The organism is Kitasatospora sp. NPDC024654 (assembly GCF_055559155.1).
The window spans coordinates 12,866-39,583 of sequence record NZ_JBVHLF010000021.1 but is presented as its reverse complement, the minus strand read 5'-3'; the positions used below and the strand labels follow the sequence as shown (position 1 = coordinate 39,583).

Genomic DNA, 26,718 nt, shown 5'->3' with positions numbered 1-26,718 from the left:
ACCCCCCCCCCCCCCCCTCCCTTTTGCTTCCCCCCCCTCCCCCCCCCCCCCCCACCCCCCCCCCCCCCCCCCCGGAGCGCCCCCCCCCCCCCCCCCCCCCCCCCCCCCCCCCCCCCCCACTTCGCCGTTGCTACCGTCGTCAGGCGGGGGTGCCGCCCGCGAAGTCGCTGTTGAAGCTGGACTCGATGACCGACGCGACGCCGTGGTCCTGCAGGATGATGCCGAGCTCGCGGTTGCTGCCCAGCGAGTTGCTGGTGACGTTCATCGAACCGGCCTCCACGGTCTCGGTGGAGAGGCCGTAGTCGGCGACGATCGCCTTGGCGTGGATGTAGAACCCCGTGCTGGAGGAGTAACCCACCACGGTGGCACCGGCGTTCTCCACCTCGGAGATCTCCGAGGAGTAGCTGGAGGGGTTCTCCAACGCGATCCGCACGGTCACGCCGTTGGAGGCCGCGTTCGCGATCGCGTCCACCACGGCCTGGTCGCTGAACTCCTCCTCCTCGATGTCGAGGCTGGTGGTGGCGCCGTCGATGACGCTCAGCAGCCGGCTCTCGGAGTCGGTGGGCGACCAGAGCAGGTTGTCGCCGTCGCTCGGGGTGATCGCGGTGTGCGCGTAGTCGGCGTTGAAGACCTGCTCGATCGCGTTGACGTCGTTGGCGTCGTTGTCGAAGACGCCGTAGTCGCGGCTGGTCGGGTAGTACTTGGCGGTGAGGTTGCCGGTGAGGATCAGCGACTCGGTGCCGTCGACCGTGATGGTCTTCTGGTGCGTGTAGTAGTACGTGGAGGACGAGTAGACAACGCCCACTCCGGCCGCCTGCAGCGCGGAGTACGCCGCCGCGTTGGTGGACTTCTCCCGCTCGTCCAGGATGACCCGGACGTCCACACCCGCTCTCTCCCGCGCGATCAGGTCGTTGACCGCCGTGGTGTCGCTGAGCTCGTACATCGTCATGTCGAGCGTCCTGGTGGCGGAGTTGATGAAGGAGTAGATCGTCGGCTCGCTGGAACCCAGGTCGAACGCGAACGCCGAGTACGTCGTCGCCGCGTGGGCCGGGAATCCGGCACTCAGCGTGACGGCGCAGGCGGCGAGGGTGACCGCGGCGCGGCGTATGGAAGCACGGATCATGGATGCAACTCCTGGGGGTATCGCTGGGGACATGACGGATCGTCGACTGTCAGGCGGCGGGGGACGCCTCGTCAATTCAGAGAACCACGCGCGTAGAACGCCTGAATAGGCCTCTGCGGTGAACTTGTCGTGTCCACTTTCTGTGTCTGATCTGACGTGGCGACAGTCGTCGGGGTCCGACCGCCGAAGACGCGCACGGGGTACTGGTCGCCAACTGCGCGGTGATGGCCGGATGAACGGGCGGGAGGAGCCTCCCGCCGGCGTGGGTTTCCGGGCGCTGCGCACCCTGGCCGAGGGGCATCACGGCCCGGACCGCCCCGAGTGGTTGTGACCCGGTCGGGGTGGACTGGCCCCCTGCGTCCGGGAGGCGGCCATCCTGGTGCGCGAGTACGGGGGTCGTGTGGGTTGGAAAATCCAATGGACTGTGTCCTAGGCTGGACGCATGAGCCCAGCAGCCACCGCCCGTCCTTGTTCGATCGCCGACACCCTGGCGGTGGTCGGCGACAAGTACGCCCTGCTGGTGCTGCGCGAGGTCTTCTTCGGCGTGCACCGCTTCGACGCCATCGCGCGCAACGTGGGGGCGCCGCGCGACATCCTGGCCGCCCGACTGCGCAAGCTGGTGGACGCCGGCGTCCTGGAGAGGGTGCTCTACCAGGAGCGCCCGGCGCGCTACGAGTACCGGGCCACGGCGGCCGGGCAGGAGCTGCGGCCGGTCCTGCTGCTGCTCAAGGAGTGGGGTGACCGGCACCTGGCGGAGGTGGCGCCGGTGGTCTGGGAGCACGACTGCGGAGCCGACCTCGACCCGGTGCTGTGCTGCCGCGCCTGCGGACGGCGGGTGCACCGTGCGGACGTGGCCCCCCGCTTCCAGGTCCCCGGCTGGTCCGCCACCGGACCCGCCTGACCTTCACCTTCGCGTCGACCCGCTGCTCCGGAACCCCGCGGGTAATTCGTTCGACCTCGGCCGGCCCTCCCTATACGTTGTAGAACACATATACGCCGTACAAGAAGGGGGAGCGGGCATGTCCCAGGCCGAGCGCCGGGCGGACCGATGGCTGATTCTCGCCGTCATCTGCCTTGCCCAACTCGTCGTGGTGCTCGACAACACCATCCTCAACGTCGCCGTTCCCTCCCTCACCCGGGAGCTGGGCGCCACCACCGCGCAGACCCAGTGGGTGATCGGTGCCTACTCGCTGGCCCAGGCCGGGCTGTTGATCGCCGCCGGCGGCCTCGCCGACCGGTACGGGCGCAAGAAGGTGCAGTTGCTCGGGCTCGCCCTGTTCGGGGTCGGGTCGCTCGGCGCCGCGCTGGCCGGCAACCCGGGGGAGCTGATCGCGGCGCGCGCGGGCATGGGCGTGGGCGGCAGCCTGCTGCTGGCCACCAGCCTCGCCATCATCGTGCGCACCTTCGACGCGGACGAGCAGCCCAAGGCCATCACCATCTGGACCGCCATCGCCTCGGTGGGCGTCGCGCTCGGACCGGTGATCGGCGGGGTGCTGATCGAGCACTTCTGGTGGGGCTCCGTCTTCCTGGTGAACCTGCCGGTGGCCGCCCTCGGCCTGATCGCCGTCGCCTGGCTGGTTCCCGAGTCCAAGGACCCGCGCGGCGACCGGCCCGACCTGCTCGGCGCGGTGCTCTCCACGGCCGGGCTGGTCGGCGTGGTGTACGCGATCATCCAGGGCCCCGGCGCGGGCTGGACCGGCTCACGCACCCTGGTCGCCGGCGGGCTCGGCCTGCTCTTCCTGCTGGCCTTCGCGCTGTGGGAGCGCCGGATCGAACACCCGCTGCTGGACCTGGCGTTCTTCCGCAACGCCCGGTTCCGCGGCGCGATCTCCGGCGGCGTGCTGGTCAGCTTCGGCATGGGCGGCTCGCTCTTCCTGCTCACCCAGCACCTGCAGTTCGTGCTCGGCTACGGTCCGCTCTCGGCCGGTCTGCGCACCGCGCCGATGGCCCTCACCGTCATCGCGCTCAACCTCACCGGCGTGGGCATGCGCCTCACCATGAAACTCAGCCCGCCGATCGCCATCGCGAGCGGCCTGACCCTGCTCGCGGCCGGCTTGGCCGCGATCGCCGAGTTCGGGCGCGACGGCTCCTACCCGGGGATCCTGCTCGGCCTGGTGCTGATGGGCGCGGGGGTGGCCTGTGCGCAGCCCGCCATGGCCGGCGCGATCATGACGTCGATACCGCCGGAGAAGGCCGGCATCGGCTCCGGTCTGATGGGCACGCTCAGCGAGTTCGGCAACTCGCTCGGCGTCGCCGTGCTGGGCGCGGTGCTCACCGCCGGGTTCGCCGGGGCGCTGCCCGCCGGACTGCCCGACTCGGCGGCCCGCTCGCTGCCCGAGGCGCTCGCCGCCGCCGGGCCGTCCGCCGCCCACCAGGTGCGCTCCGCCTTCGCGGACAGCCTCACCACCAGCCAGCTGATCGGAGCCGTCGCCGTGCTGCTCGGCGGGTTCCTGGCCGCCTGGCTGCTGAGCCGGGCGGGCACGGCGCAGCCCGTACCCGCTGCTCAGCAGGGTGAGCCGGTCGCACAGGAAGGCTGACCGCGCCCCTACCATCGCTGCACGGCCGGTCCTCCCCGGCCGTGCGGCGAGAACAGAAGGAAGGACATCGTGGACAAGCCCCGCGACCCCGGCGGCAGCATCTGGGTGGCCCCGCCCAAGGGACGCGGGCAGGGCAGCGCCCCCACCGGCCTGAGCCGGGACCGGATCGTCCGCGCGGCGGTGGCCCTGCTCGACGCCGAGGGCGTCCAGGCGTTCTCCATGCGCAAGCTGGCGGCGGAACTCGACGTCACCGCGATGTCGGTCTACTGGTACGTCGACACCAAGGACGGGCTGCTGGAACTCGCGCTCGACGAGGTGCTCGGCGAGATGCGGGTCGAGCCGCTGGAGGACCACGGCGACTGGCGGCGGCATCTGCGCGCGCTGGCCCACGAGTACCGGCGCTGTTTCCAACACCATCCGTGGGCCGCGCAGTTGGCCGCGCGGTTCCTGGCGCTCGGGCCCAACTCGCTGGTCTTCTCCAGCAGCGCCATCGGTGCGGCGACCCGCAGCGGGCTCTCCGGGGACCAGCTCGCCGGGGCGCTGGCGCTGCTCTTCAACTTCGCCTACGGCTTCGCCATGTTGGAATCGCAGTGGTCGCTGCGGGTGCGGGCCTCCGGACTGGGCGAGGACGAGTTCAACCGGGTCGTCTACGGCATCGTCGAGCGGGTCGATCCCCGCTTCGTCGAGAACGAGGACCTGGTCAGGTCCAGCGTCGAGGGTGGCGTGGCCGCGGGCCGGGACCGCCAGTTCGAGGCGGCCCTGGACATCGCGATGGCCGGCATCGACGCCCTGATCGCCGCCGGAGCGCAACCGAACCGCCCGGCGTGAGAGGAACCCGCCCGCAGTGCGCGACCTGATGTCTGACCGGCCCGGACGCCCCGCTGCCGATCCACGCGCGGACGGATCGGCGGCAGGGCGGTCCACCGACGTCGTCGGTGGGGCGGCGTCAGCAGGGGCCGCTGCCCGGGCCACCGAGTCGGAACGACGTCCGGGTCAGCCGGCCCGCGTCGTACAGGTTCGGGCTGGTGGCGGTGACGGTCAGGGCGGGGGTGTCGGTCGAGCCGGTCAGCCGGAAGTCGCCGATCCAGGAGGAGCCGTGCCGGGTGCCGTCCCGGCCGTCGCCCATCTGCTCGCAGGTGCTGCCGGTGGCGTGGGCCACCTCGCCGAACGCGGTGACCAACTGGGCCCGGGTGTAGCCGCCCTGCCAGAGCGCACCGGGGAAGTAGCCGACGGCCTGTCCGTCATAGAGGACCCACCAGTCGCCGGCCAGGTTCTCGATCGCGAACCTGGCCGCGGTCCCGGGCCTCACGGCCATGCCGGGCTTGACGGTTCGGGATACCTGGACGAAACCGCAGCCGTTGTAGCAGCTCTCGGCGCCGTTCACCCAGTGGTAGACGAACAGGTGCGGGCGGGTGTCACCGTTGAGGCCCAGGTCGACGGTCCAGCCGATCTCCACGGTGGACTTCTGGTCGGCGGACTGCAGGGCCAGCTCCTGCAGCGAGTGCGACTCGGTGTCGCCCGGCTTGATCCGCGGCGCGGCCTGGAGCATCCGGATGCTCGCGCCGGTCACGTCGGTCAGCTGCCGTCCCGAGACGTAGTCGTAGCAGGCGCCGAACCAGCAGACCGGCCCCGAACCGTCGGCGGCGGGGGCCTGGGCCGAGGGCAGCAGGTCGGGCAGCGGTGCCGGTGCGACGTGCGGGGTCGGGGCGTCGGGAGTGGCGGCCCGGGCGGCCGGGCTCGCGCAGAGCAGGCCGAGGGTGGCGGTCAGCGCGGTGGCGCCGGCGAGGAGCGTGCGGGATATGCGCATGGACGGGTCCCATCCGGTGGGGGGGGCGGCAGGAGCGGTGGCCGGTACGAGGCGATGCTGCTCGACACCGGGTTGATCCGTGACATAACTTCACTTACCTTGCGGCTTAACGTAGCTGTGCCGGATCGGGCCACGCAATACCCTGGGACGCTCCCGGGGGCGGACGGCAGAAGGTGAGGAGCATCGTGGCGAAGCGGGCGATACGACAGGAACCCGACGAGCCGGACGACGACCGTCAGGTGATCGGCCGGCGGGTGCTCCGGCTGCGCACCGAACGCGGCCTGACCCAGCGGGCGTTGGCCGAACCCGCCTACACCGCCGCCTACATCTCCACCCTGGAGGCCGGACGGGTCCGCCCCTCCGAGACCGCGCTGCGTTACCTCGCCGACCGACTCGGTGTCAGCTTCCAGGAGTTGACCACCGGGCAGCCCGCGCATCTGGCCACCGACCTCCGACTGCGGCTCACCGACGCGCGGCAGGCACTCTGCGCGGGCGACGGCGCCGAGGCGGCCGAGCGGTACGCGGCGCTGGCCGCCGAAGCGCACCGGCTCGGCCTGCCGGCCGAACACGCCACCGCGCTCGTGGGGTTGGGCGACTGCGCGCTGGAGGCCGGTGAGTTGGACCGGGCGATCGAACACTTCCAGGCCGCCGAGGACCAGTTGGCCGACGCCCCGCTCCCGCAGCGGGTGCCCGCGCTGCGCGGCCGGGCGGTGGCCCACCTGCTCGCGGGCGAACTGCGGTACTCCTGCTACCTGTTGGAGAGCACGATCGACCGGCTCAACGCCGAGGGGCTACCGGACCCCGCCGCCCTGCTGCTGCTCTACTCGACGGTCATCGCGCCCTACATGGACATGGGCGCCCAGGCCCGGGCGGCTCGGGCGGCCGAACTGGCCCTGGCGCTCGCACCGCAGGTCGCCGACCCGGCGCTGGTCGCCCGGATGCACCGTGGCGTCGCCCGCACCCTGCTGGCCGAGGGGCGGGTGGCGGAGGCGGACGCCTCACTGGCCCGGGCCCAGGAGCTCTACCGGCAGCTCGGCATCCGCAGCGAACTCGCCCACTGCCACTGGATGCGCGGCTACCTGCGCGCCCAGGACGGTGAAGTAACCCAGGCCGAGCGGGAGTTGCGGACCGCGCGGGAACTGCTCGCCCGTCCGCGTGCCACCCTGTACACCGCGCAGCTGGACGTCGAACTCGCCGACGTGCTGCGCCGCCGCGGCCACGGTGCCGAGGCCGAGCGGCTGCTCTCCCAACTGCTCGGCGAGCTCACCGTCGCCCGCGGCGCGGTGCACGCGGGCGGCGCGCACCGGCTGCTCGGGCTGATCACCGAGGAGCGTGGCGACCTCGCCGGCGCCGAGCGGCACTACCGCACCGCGCTGACCCTGCTCGAACCGGCCGGCGCGGCAGGGGACCTGGCCGATCTCTGCCGCCTGCTCGGCGACCTGCTGCGCCGCACCGGCCGTACCGAGGCCGCCCTGGACGTCTACCGCACCGGCCTGGTCCACCGCGCCGCCCCCGGCCGGACCACGCTGGGCCCCGCACCGGCCGACCCGCCGCGGTGAGTGCGTCGCCCCGCGCGGTTTGGCCGCCGCGATGCCGGGCAACCGCCCGAACGGGGACCGAGACAGGAGGTCATCATGATCATCCTTGGAGTGATCCTGCTCATCATCGGGTTCGTCGCCCACTTCGCGATCCTGTGGACCATCGGGATCATCCTGGTGGCCATCGGGCTCGTCCTGTGGGTGCTGGGCGCGCTCGGCCACGCCGTGGCCGGACGGCGTCACTACTGGTAGCGGGTCGGTGGAGCGCCGACCGCACGCCGCCTCAGGGGCGGGCCAGCTTGCGCTCGCCACCGGCCCCGGTCGCGTACGGGAGCCCGTAGTGTGCGAACACCGCTGGCTCCTCGTCCGCGGGCAGGATGTCGTCGGTGCCGATCGAGGGCGCCTCCTTGACCAGGCCGCGGGCGTAGCGGACCTTCAGGTAGCCCGGCCCGACCGTCGCCCCGTTGAGGGGCACGAACACCAGACGGCGCTTGTTGAGTAGTCCGATCATGACGGTGGCGAAGGCCGGTTCGTCCGTACTGGTGTCCACGTAGATGGCCTCCAGTGATCCGATCTTTCGGTTCTCGGCGTCCACCACGTCGTGGCCGCGCCACTCCCTGATGTCCTCGACCTGGAACACCATCGCGCTCTCCTCACCTCGGATGCCCGTTCCATCGTCGCGCCACCGGGCCCGGGCGGCGCGTCGGTACGGCCGTCCGGTGGCGATCAGCGCAGCCCGTCGTCGCCCGAGGGCGGCCAGCGGTGCTCGGTCTCGCCCGGGGCGAGCCGGGCGACCACCTGGGCCAGCCCCCGGCACGCCTCCTCGATCCGCCGGTAGGTGTTCTCCCGCTCGGCGATGACCGCGGAGAGCAGCAGCCCGGTGAGCGCCGCGGCGCCGTTCAGGGCCTGCAGGGTCACCATCACCCCGAGCAGCCCGTGGTGCGCGAACGGGCCGTCGTGATCCGTCGCCGCCACCACGGTCAGCACCGAGACCAGCAGTACGCACGGCGCGGCTCCGAGCAGTTGGAAGCGCAGCGCGGCCCAGATGAGCAGCGGGAACACCAGGAACAGCAGCTCCAACGCGCTGCGGCTGGTGACCAGTGTGACGGCGGCGGTGCCGCCCAGCAGGACCGCGAGCTCGGCCCAGCGGTAGGGACCCCCGTCCCACGGCAGCCGCGCGGTGCGGAGGGCCAGCAGCAGCGGAGTGACCACCAGGACGCCCATCGCGTCGCCCGTCCACCAGGAGGACCAGGCCGCCCAGAACCCGCTCGGGGGCAGCGCGCCGTCGAGCAGCAACACGGTGTTGCCGATGGTCGAGCTGACCAGCATCCCGGTGAAGGCGCCCAGGAACACCAGGGCCGCGCCGTCCCGCAGCCGGTCCAGCCGGACCCGGAAGTCCACCCGGCGCAGCAGTAGGTAGGCGCCGACCGGCGCGAGGGTGTTACCCGCCACGATGCCCCAGGAGGCGGGGTTGAACGGGGGGATGGTGAGGATCACCGCCAGCGCGCCGAGCGCGATCCCCGGCCAGACCCGCAGACCGAGGAAGAGCAGCGAGGCCAGGGCGATTCCGGTGGGTGGCCAGAGCGGGGTGACCACCGCGCCGCCGATGATCACTCGCTCCAGCAGGCCGAGCCGCCCGGACGCGAAGTAGCAGGCGGCGACGGCGAGGTTCACCGGGACCGCCACGGCGACCCGCCGGACGCCAGGGATCATCCGGCATCGCCGCCCGGGGTGTCGTGGCAGAGCACCAGCACGGCCGCGTCGTCGGTGTGGCCGGTGAGGTCGGCCACCTTGATCACCTCGGCGGCCAGCTCCGCGGGATCGGCCCCCATCCCGGCCCGGACCACCCGCTCGACCTCTTCCAGGCCCGCCTCGATCGGGAACGACGGACCTTCCACCACACCGTCGGTGACCAGCACGTACGCGCTCGCGGCCGGCAGTCGGCGGCGGGCCGTGGGGTAGGCCTCGCCGGGGAGGATGCCGAGGGGTGGACCGCTCTCGTCCTGGGTGACCCCGCTGTGGCCGTCGGCGGTGGCCCAGATCGCCGGCACGTGGCCGGCGCTCGCCTTCACCAGCTCCCGGGTCGAGGGGTCGAAGCGGAGGAAGCTGCAGGTCGCGAAGAGCGTGCAGTCCATCGAGATCAGCAGTTCGTTGGCGCGGCTCAGCACCTCGCCCGGGTCGGCGGCGGTCGCGGCCACCGCGCGCAGACCGATCCGGATCTGGCCCATGAACGCGGCCGCCTCGACGTCGTGGCCCTGGACGTCGCCGATCGAGAAGCCGAGTGCCCCGTCGGGAAGCCGGAACCCGTCGTACCAGTCACCGCCGATCGCCAGCCCGTGCCGGGCGGGCGCGTAGCGGGCCGCGGTCCGCAGGCCCGGGAGTTCGGGCAGCGCACCGGGGAGCAGCTCGCGCTGGAGCGCCTCGGCCAGTTCCACCCGGGCCCGTTGCAGTTCCGCCCGCTCCAGGGCCTGGGCGGTCAGCCGCCCGAGTTCGGTGAGCAGGTCGTCGGCGCTCGCGGGCCGGGTGGGACGGCGTCGGGTCATCGACCCTCCGAAGGGCGTCGGGTCATGGCTGCGGCGGGTGCGGCGCGCACCGCAGCCTGCGCCTCAGGTTAACCCGCCGTCGCCCGCGCGGCAGCCGGGCGCGGACGGGGCTGGACGAGCCGTGGTTCGACTGGTGCGATCAGTTCCGGCTGCCGCGCGGCGACTCCTCGGGGCTGCCCGCGGCAGTGTGCGCGGCCGGTCCGCGAGGTCGGCGGGGACGGCGGGACCGGGCCGACGCCGCAGGTGCCCAGGTCGAGCGGCCCTCTTGGGCAGGTGGGGGAGCGTGGCGGCGGGTGCGTCCGTCAGGAGCCCGCCGGGGGGCCGGGCAGCGTCAGGACGAAGTCGGCCGAGCGGGCGAAGGCCTGGTCGTGCGTGATCAGCACGGTGGTGCGGCCGGCCATCAGGTTCCGTAGCGGGGCGATCACCCGCTGGGCGGACTCGTCGTCCAGTCCCGCGGTGGGTTCGTCCAGTACCAGGACCGGGGTGCTGCGCAGGAACGCCCGGGCGATCGCGATCCGCTGCCGCTGGCCGCCGGAGAGCTGGAAGCCGTCCAGCCCGAGCTCGCTCTGGTAGCCGTGCGGGAGTTCCGTCACGAAGTCGTGGGCGTCGGCGTCCTTCGCCGCCCGCTCGATCTCGTCCCGCGAGGCATCCGGCCGGCCGTAGGCGATGTTGTCGCGGATCGTGCCGCGGAAGAGTGGTGCCTGCTGCGGGAGCAGGGTCACCGCCTGGCGCAGCGAGGCCAGCGTGAGGTCCCGGATGTCCTCGCCGTCGAGGCGGACCGCGCCGGCCTCCGGGTCGAGGAAACGGACCAGCAACTTCGCCAGCGTCGACTTGCCCGAGCCGCTCGGCCCCATCACGGCCAGCACCTGGCCGGGCCCGATGGTGAAGCCGACGTGCTCCAGCACCGGCCGGCCGGCCCGGTCCGGGTAGCCGGCCCGGACGTCCTCGCAGCACAGCCGGCCCTTGACGGCCCGGGCCTGGTGGGCGGTGGGGCGTTCGCGCACCGGCGTCTCGGTGTCCAGCAGTTCCAGTACCCGCTCGGCCGCCGCACCGCCCGCACCGACCACCGCGGCCAGGCCGGCCAGCTGCTGGGCCGGTTCGAAGAGCTGGGCCGTGAAGGCGGCGAAGGCGAGCAGGCCGCCCAGGCTCAGCACGCCGCGGTCCAGCTCGAACGCGCCGACGCCGACCACGATCAGACCGCCGACCACCTCCAGGACGTTGAGCAGCGGCGGATAGAGGTCGGCCAGCCGCGCGGTGGCGAGTTCGGCGCGCAGCAGCGCCTCGCCCTCCCGTCGCACCCGCGCGACGTCACGCCCCTCCGCGGTGCAGGTCCGGGTGACCACCGCGTTGCGCAGGCTCTCCTCCAGCGCGGCCGTCACGGCGCCGGTGCGTCGCTGGGCCTCCCGCTCGCGGTCCAGGATGCGTCCGCCGAAGAACCGTGCGCTGCCCCAGAACAGCGGCGCCACCGCGAGTGCCGCGAGTGCGAGCGGCCAGCTCAGGTAGACCGCCGCCGAGGCGAAGAGCAGGAGTCCGAGCAGCGCCGATCCGCCCTCGACCAGGCCGGAGGCGACCATCTGCTCGATCGCGGAGATGTCCGAGGTGAGCCGGGACACCACGTCGCCGTGCCGGCGGCGCTCCAGCGTGTCGGGCGGCAGGGTGTGCAGGTGGCGGACGACGGAGGTGCGCAGCCGCAGCACGTACCGCTCGGCGACCCGGGTGGCGGTGTAGCTGCCGCCGAACACCAGCAACGCGGCGAGCGCGGTGGCGCCGGCCATGGCCAGGGCGAGCGGCCAGAAGTCCACGAAACGGCGGGGCAGCAGCACCTCGTCGATCAGGTCCTTGAACAGCCAGACCGACACCACCTCGCCGAAGGTGCCGGCGACCAGCAGGACGGCGCCGGCCAGCAGCCAGGGCGCGTCGGGGCGCACCCAGGGCCAGAAGCGCCGGAAGGCCTCGCGGACCGGGACGACCGGCGCCGGAGCCACCGCGTCCGGAGTGCTCGGCCCGTCCGCTCCGCTCGGCACGGGATCCACGACGGTTGCCTCCTCCCCGGAGTGCTTCCGGAGTGCTTCCCGCGGGCAGGAAGCGGGGCCGACGGCATGCCGTCGGCCCCCGTGGGCAGGGAGATTCCCCCTTGCCTTCCCCTTCGCGATTACCAGCGGTGGTGACGACGGTGGTGGCGACGGCAGTTGCGCCGCGTACGGCCGCCGAAGGAGCGGAAGACGCTCATCATGGCTCCCTTCTCCGCATCGGTCGGGCGGTGGAACGCCCGACGGATTCGTTGGCCGCGGATCCCCGCGGTCGACGCACGGGAGTCGAACCTCTCCCGTGCCCTTTAACCCATACGGATCAGTCACCCGAAGGGATTGCCGAGCGGGTCACGAAATCTGGCGGCGTCTGACTTCCCGCGCGGCGCGGCGTTCGGTGCCCCGCCGTGGCAATCCTTCCGAACGGGTGGTTCGTAGTAGAGGTACGCAACGGAACGGAACGGACCGGACCGGCCCTTCGCTGAAGCGGCCATGGGGGATGGTTCACACACCCTGGCACCGGACGGTGGCGGCCATGACCGAACCCGACAGCCCCGCCTGTCAGCAACTCCACGAGCTCGGCGCGGAACTCGCGCTCGGCATACTGCTGGCGCGCGAACGGGCCGGCGCGATGGTCCACCTGCAGCGCTGCGGTGCCTGCCGCGAGTACGTCCGCCGGCTGGCGTTCGCCTGTGACGGGCTGCTCGACCTGATCCCGGGCCGCGAGCCGCCGGTCGGATTCGAGTCCCGGGTGCTCCAGCGGGTCGGGCTGCGCCTGGAACAGCCCGTGCCGTCCGTGCCGTCCGTGCCGTCCACGGAGCGTGCGCGGTTCGGGCGGCTCAGGCGGTCGCCCCGGTCAGCGCGACGGGAGCAGGCGGCCCGGCGGTGGTCGGCCCGACGCCCCGGGGCGCGGCTGCGGCTGGCCGTCCCGGCGGCCGCCGCCGCGGCGGCCCTCGCGGCCGGTGCGGTCGGCTGGGCGATCGGCAACTCCACCAGCGGGCCGGCTCCCGCCCCGGCGGCCTCCGCGCCCGCCTCCGCGGACGGGCACGGGATGTTCACGGCCCAGTTCAGGATGGCCGGGCACATGGTGGGCCAGGTCTTCGTCTTCGCCTCGCACTCGCCGTGGATGTACCTGTCGATGCACACCGGCGGACCACTGGGCCACGCGGTCAAGTGCCGGCTCCAACGCGCCGACGGGTCGACCGTCACGGTCGGCACCTTCGACCTGTCCAGTGGCGACGGCCACTGGAGCGTCGCCTACCCGGCCGGCGCCGCCCCGGTGACCGGGGTCCTGCTGGTCGGGGACGACGGCTCCGTACTGGCGAGCGCCCCCCTCACGGCCGCCCGCCCGTCGAGCACCTCCTCGTCCCTGCCGGCGTCCTACGCCTGAGCGGTCCTCCGTCCGGGTGGGCCCAGGGCCGAGCGTCCCGCAGCCGAGCGACCGGCTCGAAGCGGGCATCTATTTCACGAGTAAATTAGTTGCTAAGCTTTTTCGCATGGCCGCACCGTCAGATCCCGCCCCGACCGACCCCCGCCTCCGCCGGTTCCCGTTGCCGCCGCTGAGTCACACGCTGCGGCTGGGGGCGCCGGCGGACGTCTGGCACAAGCCCGCCGTCAGCGCGGTCGTCGCCCTCGCCGCGCTCAACTTCACCCTGTTCGGGCTCGGCCGGCTCGACCTCGCCCTCTACACCTCGTCCGGCGGCCTCTGCGCGCTCTACGGCCACGGGCTCCCGTACCCGGCGCGGGCCCGCACGCTCGGGTGGGTCACCCTCGGCGCCGTCCTCAGTACGGCGATCGCGCTCACCGCGGCCTCGCTCACCCACTCCGCCGCCGTGCTGGTCACGGTGGCCGCCGCCTTGGCCGCGTTGCACAGGACGGCCTGCGACGCGGCCCGGATCGGCCCGCCCGGCAACATCATCGTGACCTTCACCACCGCCAGCTGCGCCTTCGTGCCGCAGCACCTCGGTCAGGTGCCCGGCCACGTCGCGCTCGCCGCCCTCGGTGCCGCGGTCGCCTGGCTGGTCTGCATGGCTCCGGTGCTGGTCCGCCCGCTCGGTCCGGAACGGATCGTGACGGCCCGTGCGCTGCGGGCGGCCGCCCGGCTCCTGCGGAGCGAACCCGCCCGGCGGCCGGCGACCCGGACGGCGCTGGCCGCCGCCGTCAACGCGGCCCGGCACACCCTGGCGCTCTCCTCCGGCCGCGCCGGTGCGCGCCGCCGGGAGCCGGCGGGTCTGGAGCGGCTGCTGATCCGCTGCGAGTCCGCGCTGGGCGCGGCGGACGCCGTCGCGCGCCCGTCGTCCTCGCCCGCCGTGCTCTCGACGGAGCCCGCCGAAACCGCCGCGCACTACGACGACTGGGCCCGACAGCTGCGGCGGAACGGTCCGCTGCCGGCCGTCCCCCTCACCCCCGCGGAGGACGCCGAACTGCGTGGATCGGCCGCCGCCGCGTCGGCAGCCGCCCGGGAACGGGGACGCGGAAACGGTCACGGCCCGCGGTTCCGGGACGCGCTGCGTCCAGGCTCACCGCTGCTCCCGATCGCCCTGCGGGTGGCGGTCGGCTGTGCCGCCGCCGGGTGGGTGTCGCTGGCACTGGGCGTCGGACGCCCGGCCTGGGCGGTGGTCACCGCGGCCTCGGTCTTCCAGGCCAGCGCCGGGATGTCCTGGTCGCGTGCGCTCCAGCGGGTGCTGGGGAACCTGCTCGGCCTGGTCCTCTTCACCGCGCTGCTGCCGGTCTCCCGTTCGGGCGAGCCGGCGCTGATCCTGCTCGGCCTGGCCTGCCAGTTCTGCGCGGAGGCGACGGTCGCCCGCAGTTACTGGCTGGCGAGCACCTTCGTGACCCCGATGGCGCTGCTGATGACGGAGTTCGCCGGCTACCAGCCGGCCAGGACGCTGGTGGCCGATCGCTGGCTGGACACCTGCGTCGGTGTCGTGCTCGGCCTCGCCGCGTGCTTCCTGGTCACCAACCGTCGCACCGCCGGCCGCCTGGAGGTCGCTCTGGCCGCGCTCGTCGCGGCCACCGACGCGGCCCGGTCGGCCGTGTCGTCGGGCGCGGTGGCGGGCGGGTCCGTCCCGGCGGCCCGGGAAGGGCTCTCGCGGGCTCTGGTGGAGCTGCGCGAGGCGGCCGACGTCGCCTCCGGTGAGTGGTGGCAGCGAGCGCTGCCGCAGACCCGGATCGCCGCGGCCGAACGGGACGGTCACCTGGCACTCGCGGCCCTGCTCGACCACCGTGCCGCCCACCACCTCGCTCCCGCCTGCCCCTAGGATCAGGTGCCCGGCCGGCCGTGCTCACCCGGCGGTGCGGCCGACCGTCGAACGCCCGGGGTGGCAGAGGGGAGCAGCGCACGTGGAGGACGCCGTCGCGGACGTGCTGCGGCAGTGGCAGCGGGCGTTCCCGGGTCTGGACACCGAGCCGGTCGCGGTCATCGGCCGGATCAACCGCTGTGCCTCGCTGCTGCAGCAGGGCAGTGGCGGCCCGCTCACCCGGGAGGGACTCGCCCGCCCCGAGTTCGACATCCTGGGCGCGCTGCGCCGGATCGGCCACGAGTTGACGCCCACCCAGCTGGCCCGCGAGACCTTCGCCTCCGGCGCGGCCGTCACCAAGCGACTCCGGCTGCTGGAGGAGCGCGGCCTGGTCGCCCGCCGCGCCGACGCCCGTGACCGCAGGGTCTCGCACCTGTCGCTCACCGAGAGCGGCAGTGCCCTGGTCGACCGGATCTACCCCGAGCTGCTCGCCTACGACCGTGCGCTGCTCGCCGGCCTGACCCCCGAGGAGCGCGAGGACCTCGCCCGCGCGCTCAGCCGGCTGCTGCTCGTCCTGGAAGGCAGCAGCGGCAGCCTGGCCTGAGCCACCCGCGACGCCTCGGATCAGGCGAGATCGTCGATGATGTCGGCCAGCCGGCGCAGCTGCCGGGCGAGTTGCAGCCGTTCCTCCGGGCTGAAGGTGGCGTAGCCGAGCGCCTGGCGTTCGCGCCGGTGGCTGCGGATGCGCGCGAGCCGGTCGGCGCCGTCGTCGGTGAGGGCGATCAGCACCCGGCGTTCGTCCTCGGGTGAGCGGCGGCGGGTGACGATGCCCTTGGTCTCCAGCTGCTGGAGCATCCGGGTGGCCGTCGGGACGCTGACCCCCGCGTCGGCGGCCAGCCGCCCGACCGGCAGCCCCGCCTCCAGCGCGAGCGGTTCGAGCATGGACTGCTGCGCCAACGACAGCTCGCCGGCCTGGTCCGCCCCGGCCGAGCGGGCCCGCCGCATGGCGAGGAAGAGGGTGTCGGCGGCGCGCGCCAGTTCCTCCACCCCGGTCCCGTGGTCGGTGTCGTCCGGTCTGTGCTTGTCGGCGTTGCGCATGAGTGCTAGCTTACCGAAGAAATAGCTAGCAAGCTAAACAATAGGAAGCTAAGAGAGGTTTCGATCATGGTCTCTCCCGCTCGCGTCGACGTCCACGAGCACGTGGTCCCGCCCGCCTACCGCAAGCTGCTGGCCGACCGGGGGCTGGACTCCGGTGGCTGGCTCATCCCGGCCTGGAGCAGGGACGACGCCATCGCGATGATGGACGCCCAGGGCGTCGCCACCGGCGTCCTCTCGGTCAGCACCCCCGGCGTCCACCTCGGCGACGACGCCGAGGCCCGCACCCTGGCCCGTCAGGTCAACGAGTACGTCGCCGAGTTGGCCAAGGACCGCCCCGACCGCTTCGGCCAGTTCGCCAGCATCCCGTTGCCGGACGTGGACGGCGCGGTGGCCGAGGCCGCCTACGCCCTGGACGAGCTGCATGCGGACGGCGTCGTGCTGCTGGCCAGCCCGGCCGGCCGCTACCTCGGGGACCCGGCCTTCGAGCCGCTCTGGGCCGAGCTCGACGCCCGCGCCGCCGTGGTCTTCGTCCACCCGACGGAACTGGCGATGCCGATGCTCCCCGGCATCCCGGCCCCGGTTGTCGACTACACCTTCGACACCACCCGCACCGCGGTCCAGCTGGTCCTGAACGGGGTGATGTCCCGCCACACCCGGGCGAAGGTGATCCTCTCCCACGCCGGCGGTTCCCTGCCCTACGTCGCCCACCGGGTTGCGGTCGCGGCGAGCCTGCTGGACCCGGCGAAGCACACCGTCGACGGCGTCCTCGCCGACCTGAAGCGCTTCTACTTCGACACCGCGCTCTCCGGCAGTCCCACCGCGCTCCCCTCCCTGCTCGCCTTCGCCGAGCCGGGCCACGTCCTGTACGGCAGCGACTGGCCGTACGCCCCCATCGACACGGGCGCCTACTTCAACCGCCACCTCGACACCTACGGGCACTGGGAGCCCGGCCAGCTCCACGCCGTCAACCGTGGCAGTGCCGAAGCCCTCGTCCCCCGCCTCGCGCCCTCCGCCGACCCGGTCTGACGGCCCCTCCGACCACCGCCCACGCGTCGAAGTCCCCGCTCGTACGGTGGCCGGGTGACACCGGACGAGAATCCGCGTGCGCTGGCCGCGCTCGAAGCGGCCTGGAAGCGCGATGGCCGGGCGCTGGCGGCGCTGGCCGAACGCCGCGCGGACCAGGCCGAGTCGGCGCCCCTGGTCACCAGCAACGGCGAGTCGGCCCTGGATTCGCCGGTCGCCATGGCCTGCGGCCTCCGCTCCGGGATGCGACCGGAGGAGCGCGAGGCCGTGAACGAGCGCCGGGAGAGTGACGTGACCGCCCGCATGTGCGCCGCGCAGGGGCGGATCCTGAAGGCCTGGGCCGCCACCGTCGGCGACGAGACGGCCGGGGAGGTCGGTCGGTCGCGCCGTCATCGACGCGATCCGCGCCTTCACCCGTGGCGGTGAGGAGCACGTCGTGCCGCTCCTGACCGCGTTGCGCGCCGTCACGCTGGAGGATCGCGCCTGAGGCCGGGATTGACGAGGCGTCGGGCATGACTGGGCTGGCGGCGTGTCACGCGCATGATGGGTGGGCGTCCACCGGCCGAACGGGAGACCGGGGTGGCGCGTCCGACGGATGAGCCTGATCTGAAGGGGCCCGGATGAACGTCACCACACCCACCAGCACGCCCACGACACCCACCCGGCCCGCATCCGCACCCCGGCCCGGTACGGGACCCGACGTGCCGCGGCGGGTCGCCGTGGTGGGCGCGGGCGCGGCGGGAACGCTGACCGCCGTGCAACTGCTCCACCGTGCCGCCGGTCGGCGGGTACCGCTCGAGGTGTACCTGGTGGACCCGGCCGACGCCGGGCCGGGGGTCGCCTACGGTACGGGCGACGTGCGGCACCTGCTGAACGTGCCGGCCGACGGGATGAGCGCGTTCCCCGATGATCCGGGGCACTTCCTGCGCTGGCTGGCGGTCTGGGAGCGCTGTCCGGCCGCACCCGGGGATTTCGTGCCCCGGCGCACCTACGGCCGCTACCTCACGCACGTCCTCGAACGGGCGGTCGAGGACAGCGCGGTCTGGGGCCGGCTGCACCACGTGCGCCGGCGGGTGGTGGACGCCGAGTGCGGTGCGGAGGGCGTCGTGCTGGTGCTGGCGGACGGGGAGCGGCTGCCCGTCGAGGCGGCCGTCCTGGCGCTGGGGCTGCGTCCGCCGGGGTGCGCCTGGGCGCCGCCGGTGCTGCGCGGCCACGCCGCTTTCGTTGCCGACCCGTGGGCGCCGGGGGCGCTGGAGGCGGTGCCGGCCACCGGCGAGGTGCTGATGGTGGGCACGGGGCTGACGATGGCGGACGTCGCGCTCAGCCTGGCCGGCCCGGACCGGGTGATGCACGCCGTCTCCCGGCACGGCCTGGCCCCGCACGGTCACCGCTCCGGCCCGCTGGTCGCCGTGCCACTGCCCCCGGCGCTGGACGGCCTGGTCGACTCGGAGGGGTTGGCGGGGCTACGGCGTGCGGTGCTGCGGCACCTGGCCCGCACCCGGCGCACGGTGGGGGACTGGCGTCCGGGCGTCGACAGCCTGCGGCCGTGCACCATGGCCCTGTGGCAGCGGTTGTCCGACGCCGACCGGGTCCGCTTCCTGCGCGAGGACCTGCGGTGCTGGGAGGTCCACCGCCACCGGCTGGCCCCCGCCACCGCCGCCGCCGTGCAACAGCTGCGGGACCAGGGGCGGTTGACCGTCGCCGCCGCGGAGGTGACCGACGCACGGGAGGCCGGGCCGTCGGTCGAGGTCCGGCTCAGCGACGGCCGCGTGCTCACCGTCGCCGCGGTCGTCAACTGCACCGGTGCTCCCGCCGAGCTGACCGGCAGCACCGACCCGCTGCACCGCGCCCTGCTCCGCCGCGGCCTGGCCACCGCGGGCCCGGCCGGCCTGGGCCTGGCCACCGCCACCGACGGACGCCTGCGCCCGACCGCGGACCGGGCCGCCGCCCCGCTGTGGACGCTGGGCCTGCTGCGCCGCGGCGAGCTGCTGGAGACCACCGCGATGCCGGAGATCCGTGAACAGGCCGCCGGGCTGGCCGAGGCCGTGCTGGACACCCTGGCCACCGCCGGGCCGGACGTCGCCGGCCAGCGGAGCGGTCGGGTGGGCCGCCGCGAGGGGTGACGGGTCGTCGGCGGGTGGGGCGGCGGCACCGCGGGCGTCCCAGCGCCGTCCCTCCTCCGCCACGGGCGGGTAACAGCGTGCGCTGTCGGGCGCGGGAGTGGGCAAACTCGGAGTGACCGGGGTCGCCGGCCCGAGGCCGGCCGTCGCAAGGAGCACAGCCATGCCAGTCGAAACCGCCCACCGTCGTCGGGCGCTCGCCCGCCGGGCCCTGTTGCCGGGCGTGGTCGCGGCCGTCGCCCTGACGGCGACGGCCTGCTCGTCGTCCTCGCCCACCCCCGCCGCCGCGCCGTCCGCCGCCGCGCCGGCCGGCACGACCCCGGCCGTGTCGCCGCCCGCCCCGGGGACGGCCGCGCCGAGCGCGCCCGTACCGGGTACCGAGCCGACGCAGCCGGCGGCACCGGCCACCCCCGCCCCGACGGCGCCCGCCACCGCGCCCGGTGCCCCGACATCGTCCGCGGCAGCGGTGGGCAGCTCGACGCGGGCCTGCACCAGCTCCCAGCTCTCGGCCGTCCTGGCCAACCCGGGCGTTGGCGCGGGCCAGTACTACGCGACCCTGGTCTTCACCAACACCTCCGCCGCCAGCTGCACCCTGACCGGCTACCCGGGTGTCTCCTACGTCGCGACGAACGGCGTCCAGTCCGGCAACGCCGCGGTGCGCGACACCGGAACGGTGGCCACCGTCACCCTCAAGCCCGGCGGCCGGGCGAGCGCGGTCCTGCACGACAGCAACGGTGTCGGCGGCTACGACCCCACCCAGTGCCAACTCGCCCCCGCTCAGGGCCTGCGGATCTACCCGCCGAACGAGACCGCCGCGCTCTTCGTGCCGTGGCAGACCCAGCACTGCGCCGGCCCGACCATCCACGCCCTGAGCATCGGCCCCGTCCAGCAGGACTGACCGTTCCTCCGACTCCCGCGGTCCCTCCGACTCCCGCCGCTACTACGACCGGGTGCCGCCGAGGGCGTTGCGGTGCCGTGGCATCCGGAGAGTGGTCAGGCGTCGCCAGCCGCCGGTCCGCTCGTAGGCGTAGCGGGCCTGGATGGCGGCGTCGAGGGTGGCCCGTCTGGTGCGCGGCCAGCGGAGGATGTCGCCCATGTGGGCCATGACGGCGAGGCTGACGTCGCGGTAGGTGCGGATCTCGGTGCGCGCGGTCTGCCGCAGCGTGGTGTGGATGAGCCGGCGGTGGCCGACGGCGGCCAGCCGTAGGAGTTCTTCGTGGCAGTAGGAGAGGTGGTTGTCCTCGTCGTGGGCGATCATGGTGATGGCTCGGCCGAGGTCGGGATGGTCGCCGAAGACGCCGCGTAGCAGCCGCATCTGTTCCGCGGCACGTTGCTCGGTGACGCGGCTGTGCGCGAGGTAGGTGATGACGTCGCGGTCGTCGAGGGGTTCGTTGCGGCGCAGGCGGGTGTGCGCGAGGCCGATGCCCTGCTGTTCGAGCAGCATCGTGTAGTCGGTCTCCGGGGGCACCTCGGTGGGGGTGAGGCCGCGACGGTGCAGGAGGGCGGCGAAGATCCGGCCGTGCTTGTCCTCGTCCGCGCCGTGTTGTGCGATCTTGGGCGCGAGGTGCGGGTCCGCCACCAGGTGCGCGATGCGGCCGTTCTCCCAGCCGCCTTGGTCCTCGCCCTTGGCGGCGATCGAGCAGAACAGGCGGAACGCCTCGTCGTGGGCGTGGATCTCGTGGAACAGACTGCGTGCTGAGAGCATCTGGGCCATCCCTCGCCCGACCTGCTGGGAGCGGGCCGCGGGTCGGAGTCGAACGTGGTCGGAGTCGAACGTCGGAGACGATCGTCGAGCTGAACGTGGCATCGAACTGCTCCAGTGAACGGGAGGCTCCGAGGAGCGGCAACAGCTCGTGTCCGCCGCTGCGCCGTCCGGGCGCCGCGAGCGCCCCGGGGCGGTCAGCGGGTCGCAGGACGTCCGCCGACGAGGGTGGTGGCGAGGGCCGCGGTGTGGCAGGCGGTCCTCAGGGCCTGGGTGAGCCGGGTGCCGGCGAGGCGGGCGGCGAGGAAGGTGCCGGTGAAGGCGTCGCCGGCGCCCGTGGTGTCGACGGCGGTGGTGGGTGGGGCGGGGGAGCGGGCCTGGAGCGTGCCGGCACGGGCGGCGAGTGCGCCGTCGGGTCCGAGGGTGAGCACGGCTTCGCCCCAGCGGGCACTGAGGCGTTCGGCGGCGGCCACGGGGTCGTCGGTGCCGGACAGCAACACGGCCTCGGCGAGGTTGGGCAGCAGGAGGCTGGTGCCCTCGATCGCGGCTTCGAACGCGGCGGTCCCCAGGCGTCGGAGGAAGCCGGTGGAGGCGGGGTCGCAGCTGACCGGTACCGAGCGTGCCGTCGCGTCCGCGATCGCCCGGGCTGCCAGGGCGCGTCCCGGTGCGGTGAAGCACAGGTAGCCGGACAGGTGCAGGTGGGCCACGCCCGTCAGGAGGGACGGGTCCCAGTCGGCGGGGCCCAGGTGGGCCGCGGCGCCGCTGTCGGTGGCCAGGGTGCGTTCGGCGGTGGCGTCCACCAGACAGATCACCACCGCGGTCGGGTGGTCCGGATCGATGGTGAGTACCGGGTCGACCCCGGTGGCTTCGAGCGCCCGGTGGTGCCAGGTGGCGCTGTCGGAACCGACCCGGGCGAGAAGCCGGGTGCGGGCGCCGCCGTGCGCGGCCCAGGCGGCGGTGTTGGCTCCGGAGCCGCCGGGACGTACCGCGATCCTGGCGGCGGTGTCGGTGCCCGGGGCCAGCGCGTGCTGGTGGCGGGCGACGATGTCGGTCACCACGTCTCCCAGGACCAGCAGCGTTCCCGGAGTCGTCGTGTCGGGATGTTCCGTCGACCGGGTCATGGTGTCGTTCGCGTCTCGTGCGCCCAGGCGGTGGCGATCTCGGCGGCCAGGCGCACGTTGCCGCGTACGGCCGCGAGGTTGGCCTCGAGGGACGCGCCGGAGGTGTGTTCGATCAGGTAGGCGAGGAGGAAGGGGGTGATGGCCTGTCCGGTGACCTGGGCACGTGCGGCGGCTTCCAGGGCCTGGGCGAGGACCCGGTCGTGCAGTGCCGGGTCGAGTTGGTCCGTGCCGGGTACCGGGTTGGCGATCAGCAGGGCCGATTCCAGGCCGCCCAAGGCGTCCTGGGCCCGCATGACCGCGACGACCTCCTCGGCGTCCTGGACGGTCCAGTCCACCGGTTGGTTCGAGGAGGTCAGGTAGAAGCCGGGGAACTGGGCGGTGTTGAAGCCGAGGACGGCGACGCCCAGTGTTTCGAGGCGTTCCAGGGTCGCGGGTACGTCCAGGATCGATTTGACCCCCGCGCACACGACGGTGATCCGGGTGCGCGAGAGGAGGGTGAGATCGGCGGACTCGTCCTGGGTGAGGGTGAAGCCGCGGTGGACCCCGCCCAGGCCGCCGGTCGCGAAGACGCGCAGTCCGGCCCGGGCGGCCAGGAACGCGGTGCCGGCCACCGTGGTCGCCCCGCTCGCCCCGGTGGCCAGGGCCGGTGCCAGGTCGCGGAAGCCCAGCTTGCGCAGGTCGTCCTGGTGCGCGATCCGTTCCAGGCCGTGTTCATCCAGGCCGACGCGCGCGACGCCGTCCAGTACGGCGATCGTCGCGGGCACCACGCCCCGGTCCCGTAGCAGGCCCTCCAACTCGCGGGCCACGGTGAGGTTGCGCGGCCGGGGCAGGCCGTGCGCGATGATCGTCGACTCCAGGGCGACCACCGGCGCGCCGCACTCCAGGGCTTCGCGCACCTCTTCGGACAGCAGTACCGGGGGGCCGCCGGCCGGCCGGGTGGGGGCGGGCTCGCGGGTGGAGGTGGGATCAGTCACCTTTCCATACCTGGCGCGCTTCCCTCCCACGCAAACCCTCCGCGTGGCACGCGCCGCCGGTGGCGTGCCGCCGGTGGTTCACCAGTGGGACCACGGGCGCGGATGGTGCCGGTGGTTGCCGTGTGGTGCCCGTCGCGAGCCACTCGATCTCCCGTTCCGGGGCGGTGAGTTGGGGTGCGGGGCGGCAGCGGCGTGGTGCCCGGGTCTGTGGCGGAGGTGCCGTGCCGGGGGCGTGCTGGCATGTCCGTGGCGGGAAAAATGCCTGGTCACAGGCCTGGTGAGCCGTCCGCGCGGCGGCTAGCATTCCCGGCACAGCGGTCCCCACCCCCCAGGGGCCGCCACGGTTGGCAGCCCGTGCGCTGCCCCGGGCGCCGCTGCGGCCGGATCCGCCCCCCTCGTGTCCGGCCGCAGTGCTGCGCCACGCGACAGCTCCCGTGCGGACCGCGCGGGCTGACGGGTCAACCGGCCTCCGTCGCCCGCTGCAACGAGTCCAACGCGGTACCGGCCTGGTCGGCCAGGGTCACCGCGACCAGCCGTGCCTGCCGGGAGGGCACGGCACCGGGGGTGGGTTCGAGCATGAACCGGCCGAGGTACCGGTCGTTGCCCACCAGCCGCAGCTCCACCTCCTCGGACGGCAGCCCGAGCCGGTCCGCGTCCCACTGCCGGCGCCCCACCACGACGGAACCGTCGTGCTCCAGACGCGGCGGATGCCCCAGGAGGGATCCGTACTCGAAGCGACAGCCGCGCAGCTGGAGCAGGTCGATCAACTGCGCTCGCACGTGGTCGACCGTGGTGAGCGGTGAACTCGCCGACCGGGCGAGCACGGCCGTGTCGTGGATCCGCGTCATGTAGTCGGCGTCCGTGACGGCGATCACCCGGAAGCGACGAGCGCGAGCGGCCAGCTGGGAGACCGCCAGTCCGACGAGCAGCAGGAGGACGGCCGTCGTCAGGTCGGACGACTTGTTGATCGCGAACCGTTCGTACGGACGTGTGAAGAAGAAGTCGAACCACAGGGCGGCGGTCACCGCGGCGACCGCTCCGGCAACGCGGCGTCCCAGCGCGGCCACCGCGACCACCACGACGACCAGGAGCAGCGCCACGTTGGTGTTGGCCAGCTGGCTCCGGAACGGCAGCAGCACCGCGCTGAGCGCCAGCGGAGCCACCACCGCGGCGAGAAGCGACATCGGACCTCTCGAAAGGTACCGAGACATGATGCACCTCCTGCGTACCGGTGTAGCAGGCCGAACGCACACGACAACCGTCCCGGGCGGTTATTGACGCGACCCTTGCGGCGGGGAGCGTGCGAGAGTGGGAGCGGGGCGTCACAGCCGAGGGAGGACCTCCTGGTGGCCACAACGGGCAAGCTGCGGGTCTTCCTGGGTGCCGCACCCGGCGTGGGGAAGACGTACGCGATGCTCGCCGAGGGGCGGCGGTCGCGGGCGGACGGGGTCGACGTGGTGGTCGGCTTCGTCGAGACCTACGGGCGCCGGGGGACCGAGGAGCAACTGGGCGATCTGCCGGTGCTGCGCCGCCGCCTGGTCCGCCACCGCGGCCTGGAGCTGACCGAGCTCGACGTGGACGCGCTGCTGGCCCGCCGGCCGGCGCTCGCGCTGGTGGACGAGCTGGCGCACACCAACGCGCCGGGCAGCCGGAACACCAAGCGCTGGCAGGACGTGCTGGAGCTGCAGCGCGCCGGGATCGACGTGGTGAGCACGCTGAACATCCAGCACCTGGACAGCCTCAACGACGTGGTGGAGCAGATCACCGGGATCGTCCAGCAGGAGCGGATCCCGGACGCGGTGGCGCGTGCCGCGGACCGGATCGAGCTGGTGGACCTGAGCCCGGACGCGTTGCGCACCCGGATGGCACGGGGCGAGGTCTACCCGCCCGACAAGATCGACATCGCGTTGGACAACTACTTCCGAGCCGGCAATCTCGGCGCGCTGCGCGAGCTGGCGCTGCTCTGGCTGGCCGACCGGGTCGAGGAGGACCTGGCCGACTACCGGGCCCGGCACGGCATCCGCGCGCCCTGGGAGACCAAGGAGCGGATCATGGTGGCCCTGAACGGGGCTCCGCAGGGCGAACACCTGATCCGCCGGGGCGCGCGCACCGCGGCCCGGGTGCACGGCGACCTGATCGGGGTGCACGTCAGGAGCGACGAGGAAGCGCTGCGGCCCGAGCCGCCCACCCTGGAACGGCAGCGGCGGCTGCTGCACGAGCTGCACGGCGGCTACGTCGAGATCAGCGGCACCGACGTCGCGCGAACCCTGGTGGACTTCGCCCGAACCGAGAGTGCCACCCAGCTCCTGCTCGGCCCGACCAACCGCTCGCGGCTGCGGGAGCTGATCAGCGGATCGGTGATCAACCGGGTGATCCGGCTGGCCGGCCCGATCGACGTCCGCGTGCTGCCGCCGCCCGGCCCCGGCATGCTGGCGCTGCCGGGCGCGCCGCGCCGCCGTCGGCCCGCGGCCGTCCCGCCGCGCCGCCGGTGGACGGGCTGGCTGCTCGGACCGGCCGGAGCGGTGGCGGTGACCGCGCTGCTCTCCCCGCTGAACGGTTCGCTCGGCCTGTCCGGGGCGCTGCTCTGCCTGCTGCTCCTGGTCGCCGCCGTGGCCCGGATCGGTGGTCTGGCGCCGGCCGCCGGGACGACGCTGGCGGCCGCCCTGGCCGGCGACTTCTTCTTCGCCCCGCCCCGGCACAGCCTCACGGTCGGGCGGACGACGGACGCGGTGGCCCTGGCGCTCTTCCTCGCCGTGGCCGGGATCATCAGCCATCTGATCGACTGGCTGGCCAGGCGCTCGCAGCAGGCCGCCCGGGCGACCGCCGAGGCACGGGCGCTGGCCCGGCTCGCGGGCGCGACGGTGCACACCGGGCCCCGGGCCCTGCCGCGCCTGCTCGTGGAGCTGCGGCGGACCTTCGGCCTGCCGGCGGCCGGCATCGTGGTCCCGGACGGCGACGGCTGGCGGATCGCGGCCTCCTCCGGCGGGCCGCTGCCCGCGAACCCCGAGGACGCGCCGTTCGCCGCCGAGCTGGACCAGGGCGCGGTCCTGGTGCTGGCCGGCGGTGCGGTGAGCGAGGAGAACACCCGGCTGCTCGGCCCGTTCGTCACCCAGTTGAGGCTGGCCCAGGAACGCGAGCGACTGGCCGGGGAAGCCGCGGCGGCGCGGACGCTGGCCCGCACGGACGCGCTGCACACCACGCTGCTGGAGGCGGTCTCGCACGACCTGCGCACCCCGCTGGCCGCGATCAGGGCCGCCGTGTCGAGCGTGCTGTCCGCGGACGCGGAACGGCCGGCCCAGGACGTCCGGCGTAGCTGCGAGATCATCGACGTCGAGTCGGACCGGCTGGCGCACATGGTCGCCAACCTGCTGGATCTCAGCCGGCTGCGCGCCGGCCAGGTGCCGGTGACCCTCGCGCCCACCGTCGTCCGGGACGTTCTGGCCACGGCGGTGGCGAGCCTGCCGGACAGCGGAGCACCGGTGCTGATCGAGGTCGCCGAGGACGTCCCCGAGGTGGTGGCGGACCCCGGACTCCTGGAACGTGCCTTGGCCAACGTGCTCGCCAACGCGCGGAGTTGGTCGCCGTCCGAGGCCACGGTGCGGGTGGACGCCGGCGCGGTGGCCGACCGGGTGGACGTCCGGGTCATCGACCGGGGGCCGGGGATCGCCGCCGAGGAGCGGCTGCGACTGTTCGAGCCGTTCTACCGCGGCGCGGACCCGGCCGGCCGGCGGGTCGCCGGTGTGGGCCTCGGTCTGACGGTCGCCAAGGGCTTCACCGAGGCCATGGACGGCGAACTCACCGTCGAGCCCACCCCTGGCGGGGGAACGACCTTCGTCTTCGGCCTGCGCCGAGCGGACCGCTGACCC

General features: G+C 73.8%; 24 protein-coding genes. 13 read left to right on the top strand and 11 right to left on the bottom strand.

What is annotated here, in order from left to right; genetic code table 11:
• Positions 1–139: 139 nt before the first annotated feature.
• Positions 140–1,123, bottom strand: coding sequence for a phospholipase D-like domain-containing protein (locus tag ACZ38L_RS15345; protein ID WP_465693054.1), 984 nt, complete (start codon positions 1,121–1,123; stop codon positions 140–142).
• 442 nt (positions 1,124–1,565) lie between these two features.
• On the opposite strand from ACZ38L_RS15345, the gene ACZ38L_RS15340 reads away from it, so the two are divergent.
• The 3 genes from ACZ38L_RS15340 (at position 1,566) to ACZ38L_RS15330 (ending at position 4,488) form a co-directional block, all read left to right on the top strand.
• A complete protein-coding gene (locus ACZ38L_RS15340) occupies positions 1,566–2,024 on the top strand; it encodes a winged helix-turn-helix transcriptional regulator (protein ID WP_465693052.1) in 459 nt (152 codons plus the stop codon).
• Positions 2,025–2,142: 118 nt separating this feature from the next.
• On the top strand, positions 2,143–3,660 hold the full coding sequence (locus ACZ38L_RS15335) for an MFS transporter (protein ID WP_465693050.1): 1,518 nt from the start codon (positions 2,143–2,145) through the stop codon (positions 3,658–3,660).
• Between the two features lie 69 nt (positions 3,661–3,729).
• The gene (locus tag ACZ38L_RS15330; protein ID WP_465693048.1) at positions 3,730–4,488 is read left to right on the top strand and encodes a TetR/AcrR family transcriptional regulator; all 759 of its coding nucleotides are present in this window, start codon (positions 3,730–3,732) and stop codon (positions 4,486–4,488) included.
• A 118-nt stretch (positions 4,489–4,606) separates the two neighbouring features.
• Here the strand turns inward: ACZ38L_RS15330 and ACZ38L_RS15325 are convergent, their stop codons facing one another.
• Positions 4,607–5,467 (bottom strand): neprosin family prolyl endopeptidase, encoded by an 861-nt coding sequence (locus ACZ38L_RS15325; protein ID WP_465693046.1) that lies wholly within the window; start codon positions 5,465–5,467, stop codon positions 4,607–4,609.
• A gap of 185 nt (positions 5,468–5,652) precedes the next feature.
• Here ACZ38L_RS15325 and ACZ38L_RS15320 point away from each other — a divergent pair, with 185 nt between their 5' ends.
• Both ACZ38L_RS15320 and ACZ38L_RS15315 read left to right on the top strand, forming a co-directional pair.
• A complete protein-coding gene (locus ACZ38L_RS15320) occupies positions 5,653–7,026 on the top strand; it encodes a tetratricopeptide repeat protein (RefSeq protein ID WP_465693044.1) in 1,374 nt (457 codons plus the stop codon).
• 75 nt (positions 7,027–7,101) lie between these two features.
• A complete protein-coding gene (locus ACZ38L_RS15315; protein WP_396567768.1) occupies positions 7,102–7,257 on the top strand; it encodes a DUF6131 family protein in 156 nt (51 codons plus the stop codon).
• 31 nt (positions 7,258–7,288) lie between these two features.
• Here ACZ38L_RS15315 and ACZ38L_RS15310 read toward each other — a convergent pair whose 3' ends face one another.
• The 4 genes from ACZ38L_RS15310 to ACZ38L_RS15295 all read right to left on the bottom strand — a co-directional run bounded on the left by ACZ38L_RS15310 (position 7,289) and on the right by ACZ38L_RS15295 (position 11,581).
• Positions 7,289–7,645, bottom strand: a complete 357-nt coding sequence (locus tag ACZ38L_RS15310; protein ID WP_465693194.1) for a PRC-barrel domain-containing protein — start codon at positions 7,643–7,645, stop codon at positions 7,289–7,291.
• 86 nt (positions 7,646–7,731) lie between these two features.
• Positions 7,732–8,718 (bottom strand): MASE1 domain-containing protein, encoded by a 987-nt coding sequence (locus ACZ38L_RS15305; protein ID WP_465693041.1) that lies wholly within the window; start codon positions 8,716–8,718, stop codon positions 7,732–7,734.
• On the bottom strand, positions 8,715–9,548 hold the full coding sequence (locus tag ACZ38L_RS15300) for a PP2C family protein-serine/threonine phosphatase (protein ID WP_465693039.1): 834 nt from the start codon (positions 9,546–9,548) through the stop codon (positions 8,715–8,717). The genes ACZ38L_RS15305 and ACZ38L_RS15300 overlap by 4 nt, the downstream gene beginning before the upstream one ends.
• Positions 9,549–9,850: 302 nt before the next feature.
• On the bottom strand, positions 9,851–11,581 hold the full coding sequence (locus tag ACZ38L_RS15295; RefSeq protein WP_465693037.1) for an ABC transporter ATP-binding protein: 1,731 nt from the start codon (positions 11,579–11,581) through the stop codon (positions 9,851–9,853).
• A gap of 529 nt (positions 11,582–12,110) precedes the next feature.
• Here ACZ38L_RS15295 and ACZ38L_RS15290 point away from each other — a divergent pair.
• The 3 genes from ACZ38L_RS15290 to ACZ38L_RS15280 all read left to right on the top strand — a co-directional run bounded on the left by ACZ38L_RS15290 (position 12,111) and on the right by ACZ38L_RS15280 (position 15,418).
• Positions 12,111–12,965, top strand: coding sequence for a hypothetical protein (locus ACZ38L_RS15290; RefSeq protein ID WP_465693035.1), 855 nt, complete (start codon positions 12,111–12,113; stop codon positions 12,963–12,965).
• Positions 12,966–13,071: 106 nt separating this feature from the next.
• A complete protein-coding gene (locus tag ACZ38L_RS15285; protein WP_465693033.1) occupies positions 13,072–14,835 on the top strand; it encodes an FUSC family protein in 1,764 nt (587 codons plus the stop codon).
• A gap of 82 nt (positions 14,836–14,917) precedes the next feature.
• Positions 14,918–15,418, top strand: coding sequence for a MarR family winged helix-turn-helix transcriptional regulator (locus ACZ38L_RS15280; RefSeq protein ID WP_465693031.1), 501 nt, complete (start codon positions 14,918–14,920; stop codon positions 15,416–15,418).
• Positions 15,419–15,438: 20 nt separating this feature from the next.
• Here the strand turns inward: ACZ38L_RS15280 and ACZ38L_RS15275 are convergent, their stop codons facing one another.
• Positions 15,439–15,912 (bottom strand): MarR family winged helix-turn-helix transcriptional regulator, encoded by a 474-nt coding sequence (locus tag ACZ38L_RS15275; protein ID WP_396567754.1) that lies wholly within the window; start codon positions 15,910–15,912, stop codon positions 15,439–15,441.
• Positions 15,913–15,978: 66 nt separating this feature from the next.
• On the opposite strand from ACZ38L_RS15275, the gene ACZ38L_RS15270 reads away from it, so the two are divergent.
• The 4 genes from ACZ38L_RS15270 to ACZ38L_RS15255 all read left to right on the top strand — a co-directional run bounded on the left by ACZ38L_RS15270 (position 15,979) and on the right by ACZ38L_RS15255 (position 19,953).
• Positions 15,979–16,938 (top strand): amidohydrolase family protein, encoded by a 960-nt coding sequence (locus tag ACZ38L_RS15270; RefSeq protein WP_465693028.1) that lies wholly within the window; start codon positions 15,979–15,981, stop codon positions 16,936–16,938.
• A gap of 54 nt (positions 16,939–16,992) precedes the next feature.
• Positions 16,993–17,361, top strand: coding sequence for a hypothetical protein (locus tag ACZ38L_RS15265; protein WP_465693026.1), 369 nt, complete (start codon positions 16,993–16,995; stop codon positions 17,359–17,361).
• Between the two features lie 194 nt (positions 17,362–17,555).
• Entirely contained in the window at positions 17,556–19,058 is a 1,503-nt protein-coding gene (locus ACZ38L_RS15260; RefSeq protein ID WP_465693024.1) for an FAD/NAD(P)-binding protein, read from the top strand.
• A gap of 160 nt (positions 19,059–19,218) precedes the next feature.
• Positions 19,219–19,953: a DUF4232 domain-containing protein gene (locus ACZ38L_RS15255; protein WP_465693022.1), complete on the top strand. Its 735-nt coding sequence runs from the start codon at positions 19,219–19,221 to the stop codon at positions 19,951–19,953.
• A gap of 42 nt (positions 19,954–19,995) precedes the next feature.
• On the opposite strand, the gene ACZ38L_RS15250 is transcribed toward ACZ38L_RS15255, so the two are convergent.
• The 4 genes from ACZ38L_RS15250 to ACZ38L_RS15235 form a co-directional block, all read right to left on the bottom strand.
• Positions 19,996–20,760 (bottom strand): ferritin-like domain-containing protein, encoded by a 765-nt coding sequence (locus ACZ38L_RS15250; protein WP_465693020.1) that lies wholly within the window; start codon positions 20,758–20,760, stop codon positions 19,996–19,998.
• Positions 20,761–20,954: 194 nt separating this feature from the next.
• Entirely contained in the window at positions 20,955–21,878 is a 924-nt protein-coding gene (locus ACZ38L_RS15245; RefSeq protein WP_465693017.1) for a carbohydrate kinase family protein, read from the bottom strand.
• Positions 21,875–22,789 (bottom strand): pseudouridine-5'-phosphate glycosidase, encoded by a 915-nt coding sequence (locus tag ACZ38L_RS15240; RefSeq protein ID WP_465693192.1) that lies wholly within the window; start codon positions 22,787–22,789, stop codon positions 21,875–21,877. Before ACZ38L_RS15240 ends, ACZ38L_RS15245 begins: the two co-directional genes overlap by 4 nt.
• A 521-nt stretch (positions 22,790–23,310) precedes the next feature.
• On the bottom strand, positions 23,311–24,036 hold the full coding sequence (locus ACZ38L_RS15235) for a DUF4118 domain-containing protein (protein WP_465693015.1): 726 nt from the start codon (positions 24,034–24,036) through the stop codon (positions 23,311–23,313).
• Between the two features lie 162 nt (positions 24,037–24,198).
• Between ACZ38L_RS15235 and ACZ38L_RS15230 the strand changes: the two genes are divergently transcribed.
• Entirely contained in the window at positions 24,199–26,715 is a 2,517-nt protein-coding gene (locus ACZ38L_RS15230; RefSeq protein WP_465693013.1) for an ATP-binding protein, read from the top strand.
• Positions 26,716–26,718: the final 3 nt, after the last annotated feature.